The organism is Nonomuraea ferruginea (genome assembly GCF_039540635.1).
In the GTDB taxonomy this organism is placed as follows: domain Bacteria; phylum Actinomycetota; class Actinomycetes; order Streptosporangiales; family Streptosporangiaceae; genus Nonomuraea; species Nonomuraea ferruginea.
Genome location: NZ_BAABFD010000022.1, coordinates 82,705 through 97,527 on the forward strand (window position 1 = coordinate 82,705; position 14,823 = coordinate 97,527).

Sequence of the window (14,823 nt, forward strand, 5' to 3'; positions counted from 1 at the left end):
GTGGTTCATCTCCCTGGTGAGGGGTCTGTGCGCGCGGGGGCGCCGCCTACCATCGGGAACATGAGTGAGATGGCCTTGAGCTTCGCGGCCCTGGCCGGCTTCGTCGTGGGGGCTCTGGCTGTGTTGTTCTACCGTAACCAGATCGAGGCGCCCAGCAGGAAGAGCGAGGTCTCCGATCCGGGGGTCACGGCGCTGCCGCAGGGCGTGGCCTCGGTGCTCGCGGTGCTGCCCTCGTCGGCGGTGGTGCTCGACGCGCACGACCGCGTGCTGAGGGCCAGTTCGGCCGCTCGCGCGTTCGGGCTCGTCAAGGGTGACCGGCTGATGGTCGCTGAGCTGCTCGCGCTGGCGCGGCAGGTACGGCGCGACGGCGAGATCCGTGAGACGGAGATCGACGTGGCGGGCAACAAGTTCGGCCAGGAGACCACGAGCTTCGCGGTCCGCGTGGCGCCTCTCGGCTCGTTCGGCCAGGTGCTGGTGCTGGCGGAGGACCAGACCGAGCGGCGCAGGGTCGAGGCGGTGCGCCGCGACTTCGTGGCGAACGTCAGCCACGAGCTCAAGACCCCGGTCGGCGCGCTGAGCCTGCTGGCGGAGACGATCCAGGACGCCGCCGACGACCCCGAGGCCGTCACCCGGTTCGCGGCGCGCATGCAGCATGAGGCGGCCCGGCTCACCTACCTGGTGCAGGACATCATCACGCTGAGCCGCATACAGGGCGCCGAGCCCATCCCGGCGCCCGCCCAGGTCTCCATCGACGAGGCCATCGGCGTCGCCATCGACCACTGCAACACCCGCGCCGGCGCCAAGGACATCACGCTCGTCACCGGCGGCACCGACGGGCTGCGCATCTGGGGCGACGAGGAGCTGCTGGTGACCGCGCTGCGCAACCTCATCGACAACGCGATCGCCTACAGCCCGGAGCACACCCGCGTGGTGGTCAGCACCCGCCCCGCCGGGGAGAGCGTCGAGATCAGCATCAGCGACCAGGGCATCGGCATCCCGGAGGAGGCGCAGGAGCGCATCTTCGAGCGCTTCTTCCGCGTCGACACCGCCCGCTCGCGCGCGACCGGCGGCACCGGTCTCGGCCTGGCCATCGTCAAGCACGTGGCCGCCTCGCACGCGGGCGAGGTCTCCGTCTGGAGCAAGGAAGGCTCCGGTTCGACCTTCACTTTGCGCCTGCCCGCCTTCGGCGGGACGGCCATTCCGGCACAACCTGCAATCCCTCTGGAGGCCGCCCCGTGACCCGTGTACTCGTCGTGGAAGACGAGGAGTCCTTCTCCGACGCCCTTTCCTACATGCTGCGCAAGGAGGGTTTCGAGGTCTCGGTCGCGGCGACCGGGCCCGAGGCCCTCGACACCTTCGACCGCAACGGCGCCGACCTGGTGCTGCTCGACCTGATGCTGCCGGGCCTGCCGGGCACCGAGGTCTGCCGCTCGCTGCGGCAGCGCTCCAAGGTCCCGGTGATCATGCTGACCGCGAAGGACAGCGAGGTCGACAAGGTCGTGGGCCTGGAGCTGGGCGCCGACGACTACGTGACCAAGCCGTTCTCCTCGCGCGAGCTGGTGGCGCGCATCCGCGCGGTGCTGCGCCGGCAGGGCGACGCCCCTGAGGAGCTGGAGACCGCGGTGCTCGCCGTCGGCCCGGTGCGCATGGACGTCGACCGGCACGTGGTGGCGGTGCGCGGCGAGCCGGTGCAGCTCCCGCTGAAGGAGTTCGAGCTGCTGGAGGTGCTGCTGCGCAACGCCGGCCGGGTGCTCACCCGCGGCCAGCTCATCGACCGCGTGTGGGGCGCCGACTACGTCGGTGACACCAAGACCCTGGACGTGCACGTCAAGCGGCTGCGCGCGAAGATCGAGGCCGACCCGTCGAGCCCGCGCTGCATCCTGACCGTGCGCGGCCTCGGCTACAAGTTCGACACCGCCGAAGACTGACAGAACCCCTTCGTCCCGTACGGGTGCGCGTACGGGACGAAGGGGTTCTGGCGTGTCCTGGGGTCAGTGAGCCTCTTCCTCGGCCGCCTCGGTCGGCGTGGGCGAGGGGGTCGGCGCGGGGACGGCGCCCTCGACCGCCGGGTAGGACGCGTACTCGCGGCTGTGCGGCATCACGGGGACGTCCAGGGTGATCGTGCCGGCGTTGGCGAACTGGAGGTCCAGCCGGAGCGCCTCACCGCCTCTGAGGGCCTTGCTGAGGCCTTCCAGGGTGATCTGCGGCGTGGCGGCCTCCGCCTTGACAAGCTGGCCCACCGGGAGCTGCACGGGCGCGGCCAGCTTGGCGCTCGCGGCGTCACCGGCGCTGACGGACTGCAGCGTGTCGGGGGAGTCGCCGTTGTTGAGCATCGTCAGGTAGACGGGGACGGAGCCGCGCCACGGGATGCTGCCGCCGGGCTCGGGGCCGAGGATGAACGCCTGGGGCACGTGGATGCTCTGCTTGCCGTAGGCGCCCTGGTCGATCAGGGCCGCCGCCTCCACCGGAGCGTACGGCTTGGTGGTGTTGGCGTCGAAACCAACAGAACAGCCGGCGAGTACGGGGGCTGCCAGGAACGCGGCGGCGGCGACAATCCAGCGACGGCTGGTCACGAGCGGGTTCTCCTTGGTTCGCACATGGGGATGGGCAGCGCCTACCATATCCACCTGTTTCCAAGGTCATTTCCACACCCCCGCAGGTCATTCGGTATGTCCGGATATGCGATTCACAGAGTTGACCTCTTGTCAATCCCCAATATGCGGCTTTGACCTGCAGTTATGATGATTTCACTGTTCCGGGACCCTGTGGATGCGTGGTACTCTGGAGTACAGCGGAAGGGGTACTTGTCACATGACTTTCCAGGTCGGCGACACTGTCGTCTACCCCCACCATGGGGCTGCTCGGATCGAAGCAATCACGAAGCGATCCATCAAGGGTGAGGAAAAGACCTACCTGGTGCTCAAGGTCGACAAGGGCGACCTTACCGTCCAGGTGCCAGCTGAAAACGCAGAACTCGTCGGGGTGCGCGATGTTGTCGGCCAGGAGGGCCTGGAGCGCGTTTTCGACGTGCTGCGCATGCCGCACACCGAGGAGCCGACGAACTGGTCGCGGCGCTACAAGGCCAACTTGGAGAAGCTCGCGTCCGGTGATGTGAACAAGGTCGCCGAGGTCGTCCGCGACCTGTGGCGCCGAGACCGCGAGCGCGGCCTGTCCGCGGGCGAGAAGCGCATGCTCGCCAAGGCTCGCCAGATCCTCGTCAGCGAGCTCGCGCTCGCCGAGAAGACCAACGAGGACAAGGCGGAGGCCCTGCTCGACGAGGTCCTGAACTCCTGAGCGCGATCGTTCCACGGGTGGGCGTCGGAGTCGACGTCCACCCGTTCGCATCGGGCCGGGAGCTGCATCTCGCCGGCCTGCACTGGCCGGGCGAGACCGGCCTGACCGGCCACTCGGACGGCGACGCCGCCGCGCACGCGGCCTGCGACGCCTTGCTGTCCGCCGTGGGCCTGGGCGATCTGGGCGGCCTGTTCGGCACTGCCGACCCGCGCTGGGCGGGCGCGTCCGGCGCCGCATTGCTGGAGGAGACCGCGCGCAAGGTGCGGGCGGCCGGCTTCGAGATCGGCAACGTGGCCGTCCAGGTGATCGGTAACCGCCCGAAACTGGCTCCCCGGCGCCTGGAGGCGGAGAAGGCGCTCAGCGCCGCTCTGGGGGCTCCTGTGAGCCTCAGCGCCACCACCACCGACGGGCTCGGGCTGACCGGGCGCGGCGAAGGGATCGCCGCGGTCGCGACCGCGCTCGTCGTCAACCTCAGGCCGGGATCAGCCGTCCTTTAACCGGTGGGCAACCTGCCGCCCGCCTGTTCCATGGCCGACGGCGGTCCGCTCTGGCGCGGTGCGGATCGCCGTCTACCAGGGGTAACTTGCTGAAATGCCGGGTATGTCCCTCTGAAGACGCTTTCGGGGGGAGCTATACATGATCGGCGCGATCGTTTCCGCGGTAATCATCGGCGCCATCGTCGGCGCGCTGGCCCGGCTGATCCTGCCGGGAAAGCAGAACATGTCCATCGGCCTGACACTGATCGTCGGCATCGTGGCGGCTCTGCTCGGCACGCTGATCGCTCAGCTGTTCGGCTGGGCCGACACCAGGGGCATCGACTGGCTCGAACACATCCTCCAACTCGTGCTGGCGGTGATCGGAGTGTCGATCGTGGCCGGATCGGCCAGGGGGAAGGGTGGCGGAAGAGGGCGAACCACCACCTGAGCTGCGAATTTGTAAATCTCCGGCATAAAGGCTGGAGATCGGGTATCCCACTCCCCGTGCAGGATGAACCGCTCATCCTCACGGGGAGGTTTGTGTCATGACAATCCAGTCCATCCTGGGCGCCATCGTGATCGGCGCCGTCATCGGCGCCATCGGGCGTCTGCTGCTTCCGGGCCGGCAGGCCATCGGGTGGATCCTCACCATCGTCGTCGGCATCGTCGCCGCCCTCGTCGGCACGATGATCGCTCAGGTCATCGGCGTGGAGACGACCCCCGGCATCGATTGGATAGAACTGGTGCTGCAGGTCGTCCTGGCGGTCGTGGGCGTCGGCATCGTCGCCGGCCTACGCCGTGGACCTCGCGGTACAAGCATCTAGCCGGGGCCTGTGACCCCGGGAACCGTGCCTGATCCCGAGAGCACGGAGCAACACGCGCAAAGCCCGCCCGGCACTGATGCCGGGCGGGCTTCCGCATGTCAGGCGGCGTTCTCAGTCCTCCGGCGGCAGGGGAGTGCTGCGCAGCCGCCCCGACGGCGCCTCCCCGGGGGACGGCCGGTGGCCGTCGTCGTCGTTCTCCTCGACGACGGGGTGAGGGGCGGTGTCCTCCAGGGCGTCCGCGGCCCGGCCGTCCTGCCCGCGCTCACCGGCGTCGGCGGCCTCCCGGCCGTGCTCCGGGTCCGGCTCGTCGTCCCGCACCACGGGCACGGGCTGCGTGTCGGCGCCCTTCTCGGCGCCCGTGGCCGCGCGGGGATGCACCAGGACGTCTCTCGGCTTGACCCGATCACCCCACCGCACGGGCCGCTCAGGCTCCGGTTCCGGCTCGGGGGCTTCCTCAGGGGCCGGTTCCGATAAGGACGCGGATCGTTCAGGAGCCGAATCCGGTACGGGCGAGGCCGCGGACGGTTCGGGGGCCGAATCCGGTGCGGGCGAGGGGGCCGTCTCCTCTTCGGGACGGTGGGCCGGCCAGCGGGTGACCTGCTCCGAGACCGGCGGGGTCTCTGGGGCGGGAGTGGGGCCGACGACCGGCGTCGTCTCCAGCGCGGCCGGGGCGGCGGCTGCCAGGGGCGGCGGCTCCTCGGACGGCCGCGGCCCGGCGGCCGGGCGCGGCAGCTCGACCGTCCTGTCCGCCTCGACGCCCCGGTGGAACGGCACGATGTCGTGCTCCCCCGTACCGTCGTGGTCGCGCGCGGACCCCCGGCCGTCCTGCACGTGCTTGATCAGCAGCATCCAGAGCCACAGCCCCAGGGCGAGCATCACCCACGGCGCGACGGCCACGCCGACGGCCGTCGGAGAGGCCGGGAACGCGTGGCCGAGCGCCGTGGCCACGTTCACCGCGGCGGCCGCCAGGATGAGCAGGACCAGCACCACCGCGGCCTGGGCGCGCACCAGCGCGCGGGCGGAGCGCAGCAGCAGCACGCAAATGAGCGTGACCGCGAGCAGCGCGTCGAACCCCGCCGGATAGAGGTAGGCGAGGTCGGGACGGGCGCCGCCGTGCACGGCCAGCGCCCGCAGATCGTCGAACGAGAGCACGCACGCGGCGCCCGTCAGCGCGGCGACGGCGAGTCCGGCCAGGGCGATGCCCAGGCGGCGGAGCGTAGAGGGGGGAGTCACGTCCATGGCGGTTCGAGCCTACAGAACAATGCACTCCCGGGCCGATCAACGCGACCGTCATCGCACATGGTGGCGCGGTAATCGCATCCACGACGGTGGCTGAGGCGTTAGCCTTGCTTTTGTGAGCCTGCGCCTTTACGACACCGCCACTCGCGACATTCGCGCATTCGTCCCGCTCGAAGCCGGCCGGGCGTCGATCTACCTGTGTGGCGCCACCGTGCAGGCCCCTCCGCACATCGGCCACATCCGCTCCGGCGTCAACTTCGACGTGCTGCGGCGCTGGCTCATGCGCTCCGGCTACGACGTGCTGTTCTGCCGCAACGTCACCGACATCGACGACAAGATCATCAGGGTGTCCGCCGAGGAGCGGGTGCCCTGGTTCGTCGTCGCCGAGCGCAACCAGCGCGCCTTCACCTGGGCCTACGACACGCTCGGCTGCCTGCCGCCGACCGTCGAGCCGCGCGCCACCGGCCACGTGCCGGAGATGATCGAGCTCATGCGGCGGCTCATCGACCGCGGCCACGCCTACGCCTCCGGCGGCGACGTCTACTTCGACGTGCGCTCCTGGGAGGACGAGTACGGCAAGCTCTCCAACCAGAAGCTGGACAACATGCGGGCGGCCGGCGACACGGACGACGAGTCGTGCAAGCGCGACCCGCGCGACTTCGCCCTGTGGAAGGGCGAGAAGCCCGGCGAGCCCACCTGGCCGACCCCGTGGGGCCCCGGCCGTCCCGGCTGGCACCTCGAGTGCTCGGCGATGGCCACCAAATACCTGGGTCCGACGTTCGACATCCACGGCGGCGGCCTCGACCTGATCTTCCCGCACCACGAGAACGAGATCGCCCAGTCCCAGGCGGCGGGCGACGGCTTCGCCCGCTACTGGATGCACAACGGCCTGGTCAAGATCGGCGCCGAGAAGATGGCCAAGTCGCGGGGCAACTCGCTGCTGGTCCCCGACATGGTGCAGAAGGTCCGCCCGGTCGAGCTGCGCTACTACCTCGCCGCGCCCCACTACCGCTCCTCCATCGACTACTCCGAGGAGGCGCTGCGGGAGGCCGCGACCGCCTACCAGCGGATCGAGGGGTTCGTGACCCGCGCCGCCGAGGTCATCCACGACGTCGACGCCGACGCGCCGCTCCCGCAGGCGTTCGCCGACGCGCTCGACGACGACCTCGGCACGCCTCAGGCGCTCGCGGTCGTGCACGAGGTGGTCCGCGAGGGCAACGTCGCGCTGTCCAAGGGCGACAAGGAGGCGGTGGCCCGGCTGCTCGCCGAGACCCAGAACATGCTCGACGTGCTGGGCCTCGACCCGCGCTCGCCGCAGTGGCGCACGGCCGGCTCCGACCTCAAGCCGGTGGTCGACGCGCTGGTCGTGGTCGCTCTGGAGCAGCGCAAGGCGGCCAGGGCCCGTAAGGACTACGCCGCCGCCGACGCGATCAGAGACCAGCTCGCCGAGGCGGGCGTCACCGTCGAGGACACCCCGCACGGCGCCCGCTGGGAGCTGCGCGGCTAACGGCGGCGGGTGCGCATCGCCTTCAGCACGCGGACACCCGCCACCTCGCCGGCGACGATGCGCTGATACTCGTCCGACTCCATCGGACACAGCGTGATGCGGCCCGTCCCGTCGAAGAGCAGGCCCCAGCCGTGCTTCTTCGGCAGGGGCGAGGCCCGCAGGCAGGCCTGCGACCTGCTGAAGAACCGGTCGCGCAGCTCGGCCCGCACGTCCTGCGGCGGCTCCGGGTCGTCCTGGCGCCGCAGCAGCCAGCTCTCGAACAACACGTCCTCCTGGGTGAGGGCGCCCGGATCGCCCGCGAGCAACTCGTACTGAACGCTCGCCACCGTCGGCTTGCCACCCCTCGGCAGCGGAACCTCGGCCCGGATGACCTGGGTGTCCTCGGCGACCGCGATGAGCGTGTCGTAGTAATTCAGATCCACGTCCGCCAACCTAGGCGGGCCAAGGGACTTGGCGGCGCAAGTACCCTTGATTCCATGGCAGCAGGGGGTAAGCCGGGCAGGCCCGCGAAGAAGAAGAGCCCGACCAAGGGCACCGGCGGCCAGCGTCGCCGCGGCCTCGAAGGCAGGGGCGCGACCCCGCCCGCCGAGATGCGCCACTGGTACAAGGACAAGGCCAGGGCAGAGCGCGTCGCCCGCGAGGAGCAGGGAGGCGGCACCCGCCGCGCCCCCGCGCGCACCAGACGCTCCGACGACGCCCCCGAATACATCGGCGGCCGCAACCCCGTCCTGGAGGCACTCCAGGCCGGCGTCCCGGCCAGCGCCCTCTACGTCGCCCACCGCGTCGACAACGACGACCGCGTACGAGACAGCGTCAAAATCGCCGCCGACCGCGGGATCGCCCTCATGGAGGTCACCCGCGACAAGCTCGACAGGCTGACCGAGGGCGCCGTCCACCAGGGCGTGGCCCTCCAGATCCCGGCCTACGACTACGCCCACCCGGCGGAGCTGGTCGAGCTGGCCCGCGACGCGGCCGAGACCCCGCTCATCGTCGCCCTCGACGGCGTCACCGACCCCCGCAACCTGGGCGCCATCGCCCGCTCCGCCACCGCCTTCGGCGCCCACGGCCTGCTCGTCCCGTCCCGCCGCTCAGCCGGCGTGACAGGCGGCGCCTGGAAAACCTCCGCCGGCACCCTGGCCACCCTGCGCGTCGCCCGCGCCGCCAACCTCACCGCCGCCCTCCGCGAATACCGCGACGAAGGCCTCTTCGTCATCGGTCTCGACGGCGCGGGCGACGCGGAGATCGGCGACGTCGACCTCCTGGCGGAGCCCCTGGTCGTGGTGGTCGGCTCCGAAGGGAAGGGGCTGTCGCGGCTGGTCCGCGAGCAGTGCGATGTGGTCGCCCGCATCCCGATGCGCGCGGCGGCGGAGTCGCTCAACGCGGGGGTGGCGGCAGGGGTGACCTTGTACGAAGTGGCTCGTCATCGACGGCGGTGACCGTCTACACTGATAGGCCGTGCCGACGTAGCTCAATCGGCAGAGCATCTGTCTTGTAAACAGAAGGTTTGGGGTTCGATTCCCCACGTCGGCTCTGCAACCACAAGGCCCCTGAACAGGCGTAATGCTGTCAGGGGCCTTGTGCTTTCTGATCTTCAACCGGTGTCATCGGCGTCTTCGGGAGCCACCTTGGGAGCCACCGGGGTCTGTTTCCCCAGGAGGGCGCTGGAGATGGCTTCCGTTGCTGCGCGCCGGTCACCTTCGAGCAGGTGTCCGTAGACGTCCTTGGTGATCGCGATGCTGGCGTGGCCGAGGACTTCGGACACGACGTGGAGGGGAGTGCCTTGGGCGAGCATGAGCGATGCGCCGGAGTGGCGAAGCTCGTGTGGGTGCCAGTGGCCGAGGCCGGCCTTCTTGGCCAGCCGGGAGAACAGGTGCGAGAAGGTGTCCGGGTCGGATGGGTTGCCGAAGACCGTCGGGAACATCAGGCCGTGCTCCGTCCAGTCCTCGCCGGTCCGAAGGCGTTCCTTGTTATGGGTGGCCTTGTGGCGCTTGATCGCCTCGATCAGTTCGGGAGTCAGGCAGAGGACGCGGCGTGAGCGCCTGGTCTTGAGTTCGCTGACTACGATGCGGGTCTTGGTCGTGGCGTTCGGGTCGCGGTTCTTGAGGCGCTTGACGGAGTGGGTGACCCGGAGTGTTCGAGCGTCCAGGTCCAGGGCGTTCCACATGAGGCCGAGCGCTTCACCACGACGCAGGCCGAAGACGAGGGCCAGGAGCACGAGGACGCCCATGCGGTGATCGGCGACAGCGTCGAGGAGCCTCTTACCCTCCTCTACCGTGAGCGTCCGGCCTTCTTCAACGGGTACGCGCGGCGGCATCGACAGGGCTGCGACGTTCCGCATGATCAGGCCCTCTCGTTCTGCCTGGCCTAGAGCTTTCCGGAGTACGGCCCGCATGTTCCGGACACTGTTCGCCTTGTAACCGGCCTTGCGCTTGGCCTGCCACAGGGCATCGACCTGGGCCACGGTAAGCTTGGTCAGCTTGTGACGGCCGAGCCCCGGCTTGAGGTGGAGCCGCACAGTGTCCTCGTAGTCGTCCAAGGTCCCATCGGAGATGTGGCCGGGCAGGTGGAGCAACCAGCGATCGAGGAATGTGCCGACCGTCAGTCGGTCGTCTGGGACCGGAGCTCCCTTTGCCAGGGCTTCCTTGAGCTTGCGAACCTTCTCGACGACTTCGGCGCGGGTCTTGCCGGAGACCTTCTTGCGAGTGCGCTTCCCGTCCGGGCCGTAACCGAGGGAGACCGCACCGCGCCAGCGGTCGCCGTCCTTATAGATCGAATCCTCGTTCTGGCCACGCTTCTGGGTGCTCATGTTGCTTCCTGTTCAAGCTGGGAGACGAACTCGGTCAGTGCGGTTGCCGGAACGCGACGCAGGGTGCTGATGCGAACGGATCGGAGCTGGCCGGAGCGGATCAGCTCGTAGACCTTGGTGCGGCCGATGCCGAGGCAGTCGGCGGCTTCTTCGGGCCTGAGGAGAAGTGGTGTGATGTTCGCAGTCATGCCGCCCTCCCCTCGATTGCCGAAAGATCTTGGCCTTCTGCTCTGGCTTCCAGCTCGCGGAGGTGGGCTCGCCAGCGCTGGCGTTCGTGGACGGATCGGAGGAGGCGGACAGCGAGGGGTGGCACGTTGGCGTCTCCGGCCGGGACCGGTCGCCAGATGTAGCGGTGTGGGTCGGTGGGTTCGTCGGCCTGGCCGAGGGCTTCCAGGACCCAGGTGCGGCGGTCCTGCTTGTGTTCGGCGAGGGTCTTGTTGCTCCACTTGCGGGAGACCAGCACGCGCCGTCCGGCGTAGCCGAGGTGTTCAGGCTTGTGGGCCTTGCCACGGCAGTGGCCGGGCGTCATGCCGGATTTGGCGCTCTTGGGCTGGACGCCGTAGCGGAGCCAGTTCGGGCAGGTGGGTGAGCATGGCTCGTAGCGCAGGGTATCCAGCATGCGGGTGGCGTGCTCGCGCTGGGCCTGGCCGCTGTCGAGGGCGTCACCGATGGACTTGGTCAGGTATTTGGACAGGTAGCGGATGCACTGGTCGGCGTCCGGGGTTCCGGCGAGCACGCCTTGCACGTCCACCTGGTCGCCGAAGCGGAGCACGTGGAGGGGTTCGGCGTCCTCGTCCAGGGCGTCGAGGGCCTCGTCCCAGGTGGGCAAGACCTGGCCGGTTGCCGGGTCGAGGTAGCCGGCCTCCTCGTTCCAGACGGGCAGGTGGTCGCCGTCGAAGCGCACCTCGTCGGCTTGTGGCCACCACACCTGGTGATAGGTGGCGGCGGCGATCTGCTTGATCTCCGCGCGGGGCAGGGTGCCCCGGATGGCCATGTGCAGGTGCGGGGCAAGCCGCTTCTGCGGTTCGACGGCGGCGAAGTACTGCACGTCATAGCCAGCGACCCGGCGCAGGTTCTGCACGAATCGATCAACGAGCTTGGAAAAGTGCAGCGTGTCCCGAGCCGCGCGCCGGTAGTCGTAGGTGTCCGGATCGACGGGGACGCCGTCACGGACCTTGCCATAGCTGGGCAGGGTGAGCGTGACGAACAGCGACGGCCGATAGACCTTGCCGTCGGAGCCGGTGAAGGTGCGTCCGAGAGTGGTGGCCGCCATCTTCCGCTTGGGCAGGTCCGGGGCGTCCTGCCGACGCCGGGTCGATCGGGTGCGCTTGGGCACCGCGGATCCGGTGACGCTGCCCCGCATCCCAGCCGCGTTGATCTCCTCGTCCAGCCCGCGAGAACGGCGTCCAGGTCGGTGGTGTCGTCGCCGGTCTGCTCGGCGGCATCACGCTTGGCCTGCATGTCGGCGCGGAACTCGACCAGTCGGCGCTGTTCCTCGCTGGCCTCGTCCGGGGTGATGGCCGGTTCGGTGTCGAGGTGCCAGCCCTCGCGGCACTGGGCCATGCGGAGTTGCCGGTTGCGCTTGGCGCAGGGAGGGCACTTGCTGTCCAGGGTGGAACCGCATGGCACGTCGATGATCTCGGAGGTACCGGTGACGGTGTCGAGTCGCCGCAGCGGGATGGGCCGGATGCAGACGCCGTGGAGCTTGGCGACCTCTTCGAGCACATCCCGGGCCATCGGCATGGCTTGGCGGACGGCCCGGGGAAGTGCACGGTCGTGCGCATGGGTCATGTGAACCTCCCTTCGTTGACGTCAAGGACGATGAGCGCGATCTGGCCGCAGGCGCGGCACTCGACCAGGGCGCGGACCGGGTCGAGCCAGAGAGCGTTCACGGTGTGGCAGGTGGCGCAGCGAAGCTCTTCCAGCAGCTCACACATCAGAGCTCACCTCCGACTCGGCGCAGCTCCTCATGCGGCGCTCCCGTACGGGGTGTAGGCGTTGACCATGGCGTGAATGTCGGCGTCGGAGACGTAGGCGGCGCGGACCCGGATGGGTTCGGGGCTGGCTTCCAGGCGGACGTAACCGACTCCCGCGCCTCGTTCGGGGACGGGTGAGATGCGATCGGCCAGCGCTCCCCGGTCGCGGGCACCGTCGCCGAGGACCATGTCGACCTGTTCGGACTCGTCCAGGCGGAGGGCGATCTTGTCGGGGAACAGGTTGCGGATGTTCATGACCTCTTTGCGCGGGTCCTGCAGCGCGGCCAGGACGCCGACGCCGACTGCGCGGCCCTGAGTGGTGAGGGTGGCGAGGGCGCAGGAGATGCGTTGCCGTAGCTGCCGGTCGGACTGGTAGGCGGTCAGGAACGCCACCTCGTCGACCAGGACCAGGACGAACGGAGCATCGATCGTGGGCGTGTGGGAGCGCTGGAGCCCGGCGAAACGGGCGGCTCGTTTCTGCATGACGGTGACGGCCTCGTCCAGCAGGTCGGCGCACTCCTCGGGAGTGGCTGCGTACCGTGTGCCGAAGAGTGCACGGCCGTAGGACAGTTCCATCAGTTTCGGGTCCAGCGCCCACAGCTCGACCAGGCCCACGCTGGCGGCGGGGAGCAGGGAGCGGATGACGGACCAGATGATCGACCCCTTGCCGGCCCCGGTCGCGCCCGCGACGAGAACGTGGGTTCCATGCACTTTGAGCCGCCACGGTCGCCCGTCTTCGCGGGTGCCGATCTCGATCGGTCCCACGGTCGGTTCGGTGGGGATGGACAGGGCCGGCAGGGGCTCAGAGAGTGGATCGCTGCGCGGGAAGGTCAGTGTCAGGTGTCCGGCCTGGGTTAGCGTCACCCGGCAGGATGTGGCGCCGAAGCCTTGGGCGAGATGGTCGGTGCGGTCGGTCCAGTCCTTGACCGGTTGGCCTTTGAGCATGCGCACGGTGACCTGGTCGGCCCAAGAGGTGCAGGTGACCTTGCCGAGCCGGGGCAGATAGTCACGGCCCCGGATGTGACGGCCGAGACCGGAGACGATCAGGACGGGTTGCCAGTGTCGCCGGTAGATCCAGGTGAGCCGCCACCAGGCCAGCAGCCGGTAGCCGATCAGGCGGTTGAAGGACGCCCGGTCGATGTACGCCCATGAGGCGAGGATCAGGATGACCGTGCCGAGCAGAGATGCTGCCATGGGCCAGCCGTAGACGTACCAGGTGGCGCCGAGGGCTACCGGGATGGTGGCCGCGATTGGGTGACGCCAGATCGTACGGACAAGCCCGGCGAGCATGCGCCAGGCCAGGATGACGATGGTGAGGATGGCGGGAGTCTTGACGACGGCCGGGCGGAAGACGACGGCCGTGTCGGGCGTGGTGGAGACGAGGTTACGCGCCTCGTCGCCAGGTAGCCGTTTGAACATAAGCTGGGAACCTCTCGTGATGGAGCGAGTCGTGGGAGAACCGAGGGGCCGCCGGGAGTTGCAGCTTCCAGCGGCCCCGCTTCGTGTCAGGCCGCCGTGTCGGTGGCGTCCTTGGCCGGCTGTTCGGCGTGCAGGCACTCGCAATCGGCCAGGTAGCGAGCGGCGGCGTTGAAGATCTCGCGGGCGATGGCCAGGTCGGTGTCGGTGACCGGCCCGGCTCCAGTGGTGGAGATGTGCACGTTGGCCTCGTGGGAGGCGAACTCCAGGTACGGCCGAGGGCTGCTGGTCAGCAGTCCGGCGCGGATCCGCAGGCGCGGGGTGTGGAAGGAGACTCCGACGTGCGGGTCGGAGTCGGGTCGCAGGGACACGGTGACGTAGGTGTAGGGCCGGTGCTCGCTCATGCCGCCACCCCGCGTCCGTCGGGCAGGCCGTAGAAGCTGCGCTCTAGGGAGCGGGCGAAGCGTTGGGCTTCGCGGGCGAGCTGGTGCGCGAACTCCAGGTCCTTCACTGTCACGGGGCCACTGGTGGTGACCAGGACGGAGGTGGCGCCGAAGTCGAGCGCCAGGACGGGCTCACGGCGGGCGAACGGGTGGTTGAGGGTGCGGGCGGCGTTGCCGGTGGTCAGCCGGATCACGCTGGTGCGAGGGGTACGGCGACGGGTCATCAGGCGGCGTCCTTTCCGGCCTTGGCCGGGGCGGTGGGCTGGTGGGGAGCGTGCATCTCCCGCACCTTGATGGAGTAGGCGAGGCGGCCGTTGCCGTTGACGTACGGCGTGACCGAGATGCCGTCGAACTCGACGGGCGTGAACGGAAGCCCCGGCATCGGGGATGGCGGCACCGGCTGGACCGGCGCGAGGATCTTGACCGCCACCGTCTTCTGCGCAGGCTTGAGGGCCGGGTCACCGTCCAGGACCGCGACCTGCCAGACCAGCTCACTGGTCTGCTTGTCGCGGGACTGCACGAAGCGGCCGTTGGTCGAGGCGTCGAAGTCCTTGACCGGCTCGACCTGGCCGACGACGTAGCAGCCGTGCGGGAAGACCATGGCGAAGGTGACGGGGATGGGACCTTGCAGAGCCATAACAGCTTTCCTTTCTTGGCTGACAGGCACTTAACCTGTCAAGTAATGAGACGATAACTCTGCGTAGCTTGCTAGGTCAAGTAGCTAAGCGAGTTGGAGTCCAAGCAACCAACTGATAGAAACGCCAGGCAGCATGATCACGGGAGGAGCGCCACCGATGTACGTGAGGTTCCAGAGCTCGGTAGCGAATGGGCGAGGGACGTAC

Annotated in this window: 18 protein-coding genes, 1 tRNA gene and 1 pseudogene; 9 read left to right on the plus strand and 11 right to left on the minus strand. The window is 69.1% G+C overall.

Translation table 11 applies throughout. From position 1 onward, the window contains the following. Positions 1-60 precede the first annotated feature (60 nt). Together ABD999_RS34980 and ABD999_RS34985 are read left to right on the plus strand one after the other, a co-directional pair. Entirely contained in the window at positions 61-1,239 is a 1,179-nt protein-coding gene (locus tag ABD999_RS34980; RefSeq protein WP_246640229.1) for a sensor histidine kinase, read from the plus strand. After that, positions 1,236-1,928 (plus strand): response regulator transcription factor, encoded by a 693-nt coding sequence (locus ABD999_RS34985; protein ID WP_148036687.1) that lies wholly within the window; start codon positions 1,236-1,238, stop codon positions 1,926-1,928. Before ABD999_RS34980 ends, ABD999_RS34985 begins: the two co-directional genes overlap by 4 nt. Before the next feature lie 63 nt (positions 1,929-1,991). Here ABD999_RS34985 and ABD999_RS34990 read toward each other — a convergent pair whose 3' ends face one another. Then, a complete protein-coding gene (locus tag ABD999_RS34990) occupies positions 1,992-2,573 on the minus strand; it encodes a copper chaperone PCu(A)C domain-containing protein (protein WP_261809065.1) in 582 nt (193 codons plus the stop codon). Positions 2,574-2,811: 238 nt separating this feature from the next. On the opposite strand from ABD999_RS34990, the gene ABD999_RS34995 reads away from it, so the two are divergent. The 4 genes from ABD999_RS34995 to ABD999_RS35010 all read left to right on the plus strand — a co-directional run bounded on the left by ABD999_RS34995 (position 2,812) and on the right by ABD999_RS35010 (position 4,594). Next, complete coding sequence (locus ABD999_RS34995; protein ID WP_043624891.1) at positions 2,812-3,294, plus strand: CarD family transcriptional regulator; 483 nt, start codon at positions 2,812-2,814, stop codon at positions 3,292-3,294. 17 nt (positions 3,295-3,311) lie between these two features. Next, positions 3,312-3,791: a 2-C-methyl-D-erythritol 2,4-cyclodiphosphate synthase gene (gene ispF / locus ABD999_RS35000; RefSeq protein ID WP_271279253.1), complete on the plus strand. Its 480-nt coding sequence runs from the start codon at positions 3,312-3,314 to the stop codon at positions 3,789-3,791. 139 nt (positions 3,792-3,930) lie between these two features. Further along, positions 3,931-4,218, plus strand: coding sequence for a GlsB/YeaQ/YmgE family stress response membrane protein (locus tag ABD999_RS35005; RefSeq protein WP_271279252.1), 288 nt, complete (start codon positions 3,931-3,933; stop codon positions 4,216-4,218). A 97-nt stretch (positions 4,219-4,315) separates the two neighbouring features. Then, positions 4,316-4,594 (plus strand): GlsB/YeaQ/YmgE family stress response membrane protein, encoded by a 279-nt coding sequence (locus tag ABD999_RS35010; protein WP_271279251.1) that lies wholly within the window; start codon positions 4,316-4,318, stop codon positions 4,592-4,594. A 111-nt stretch (positions 4,595-4,705) separates the two neighbouring features. Here ABD999_RS35010 and ABD999_RS35015 read toward each other — a convergent pair whose 3' ends face one another. Next, positions 4,706-5,833 (minus strand): DUF2637 domain-containing protein, encoded by a 1,128-nt coding sequence (locus tag ABD999_RS35015; RefSeq protein ID WP_271279250.1) that lies wholly within the window; start codon positions 5,831-5,833, stop codon positions 4,706-4,708. Positions 5,834-5,948: 115 nt separating this feature from the next. On the opposite strand from ABD999_RS35015, the gene cysS reads away from it, so the two are divergent. After that, positions 5,949-7,340 (plus strand): cysteine--tRNA ligase, encoded by a 1,392-nt coding sequence (gene cysS / locus ABD999_RS35020; protein ID WP_148036692.1) that lies wholly within the window; start codon positions 5,949-5,951, stop codon positions 7,338-7,340. Here the strand turns inward: cysS and ABD999_RS35025 are convergent. Further along, positions 7,337-7,762, minus strand: a complete 426-nt coding sequence (locus tag ABD999_RS35025; RefSeq protein WP_271279249.1) for a DUF6157 family protein — start codon at positions 7,760-7,762, stop codon at positions 7,337-7,339. The two genes, cysS and ABD999_RS35025, sit on opposite strands and share 4 nt — an antisense overlap. 54 nt (positions 7,763-7,816) lie before the next feature. Here ABD999_RS35025 and rlmB point away from each other — a divergent pair, with 54 nt between their 5' ends. After that, entirely contained in the window at positions 7,817-8,776 is a 960-nt protein-coding gene (rlmB, locus tag ABD999_RS35030; protein ID WP_271279248.1) for a 23S rRNA (guanosine(2251)-2'-O)-methyltransferase RlmB, read from the plus strand. A gap of 21 nt (positions 8,777-8,797) precedes the next feature. Next, positions 8,798-8,870: transfer RNA gene (locus ABD999_RS35035), tRNA-Thr, on the plus strand. 61 nt (positions 8,871-8,931) lie between these two features. Here ABD999_RS35035 and ABD999_RS35040 read toward each other — a convergent pair. The 8 genes and pseudogenes from ABD999_RS35040 to ABD999_RS35075 all read right to left on the minus strand — a co-directional run bounded on the left by ABD999_RS35040 (position 8,932) and on the right by ABD999_RS35075 (position 14,618). After that, a complete protein-coding gene (locus tag ABD999_RS35040; RefSeq protein ID WP_271279247.1) occupies positions 8,932-10,146 on the minus strand; it encodes a tyrosine-type recombinase/integrase in 1,215 nt (404 codons plus the stop codon). Continuing rightward, entirely contained in the window at positions 10,143-10,334 is a 192-nt protein-coding gene (locus ABD999_RS35045) for an excisionase family DNA-binding protein (RefSeq protein WP_271279246.1), read from the minus strand. Before ABD999_RS35045 ends, ABD999_RS35040 begins: the two co-directional genes overlap by 4 nt. Next, positions 10,331-11,937 (minus strand): annotated as a pseudogene (locus ABD999_RS35050) (replication initiator). Before ABD999_RS35050 ends, ABD999_RS35045 begins: the two are co-directional and overlap by 4 nt. Further along, entirely contained in the window at positions 11,934-12,083 is a 150-nt protein-coding gene (locus ABD999_RS35055) for a hypothetical protein (protein ID WP_271279245.1), read from the minus strand. The pseudogene ABD999_RS35050 and the gene ABD999_RS35055 overlap by 4 nt, the downstream one beginning before the upstream one ends. 30 nt (positions 12,084-12,113) lie before the next feature. Beyond that, complete coding sequence (locus tag ABD999_RS35060; protein ID WP_271279244.1) at positions 12,114-13,541, minus strand: FtsK/SpoIIIE domain-containing protein; 1,428 nt, start codon at positions 13,539-13,541, stop codon at positions 12,114-12,116. Between the two features lie 86 nt (positions 13,542-13,627). Further along, positions 13,628-13,942, minus strand: a complete 315-nt coding sequence (locus tag ABD999_RS35065; protein ID WP_271279243.1) for a hypothetical protein — start codon at positions 13,940-13,942, stop codon at positions 13,628-13,630. Continuing rightward, positions 13,939-14,205: a hypothetical protein gene (locus ABD999_RS35070; protein WP_271279242.1), complete on the minus strand. Its 267-nt coding sequence runs from the start codon at positions 14,203-14,205 to the stop codon at positions 13,939-13,941. The genes ABD999_RS35065 and ABD999_RS35070 overlap by 4 nt, the downstream gene beginning before the upstream one ends. Next, positions 14,205-14,618 carry a plasmid replication, integration and excision activator gene (locus ABD999_RS35075; RefSeq protein ID WP_271279241.1) on the minus strand — a complete coding sequence of 138 codons (414 nt, stop codon included), beginning with the start codon at positions 14,616-14,618 and terminating at the stop codon, positions 14,205-14,207. Before ABD999_RS35075 ends, ABD999_RS35070 begins: the two co-directional genes overlap by 1 nt. Positions 14,619-14,823: the final 205 nt, after the last annotated feature.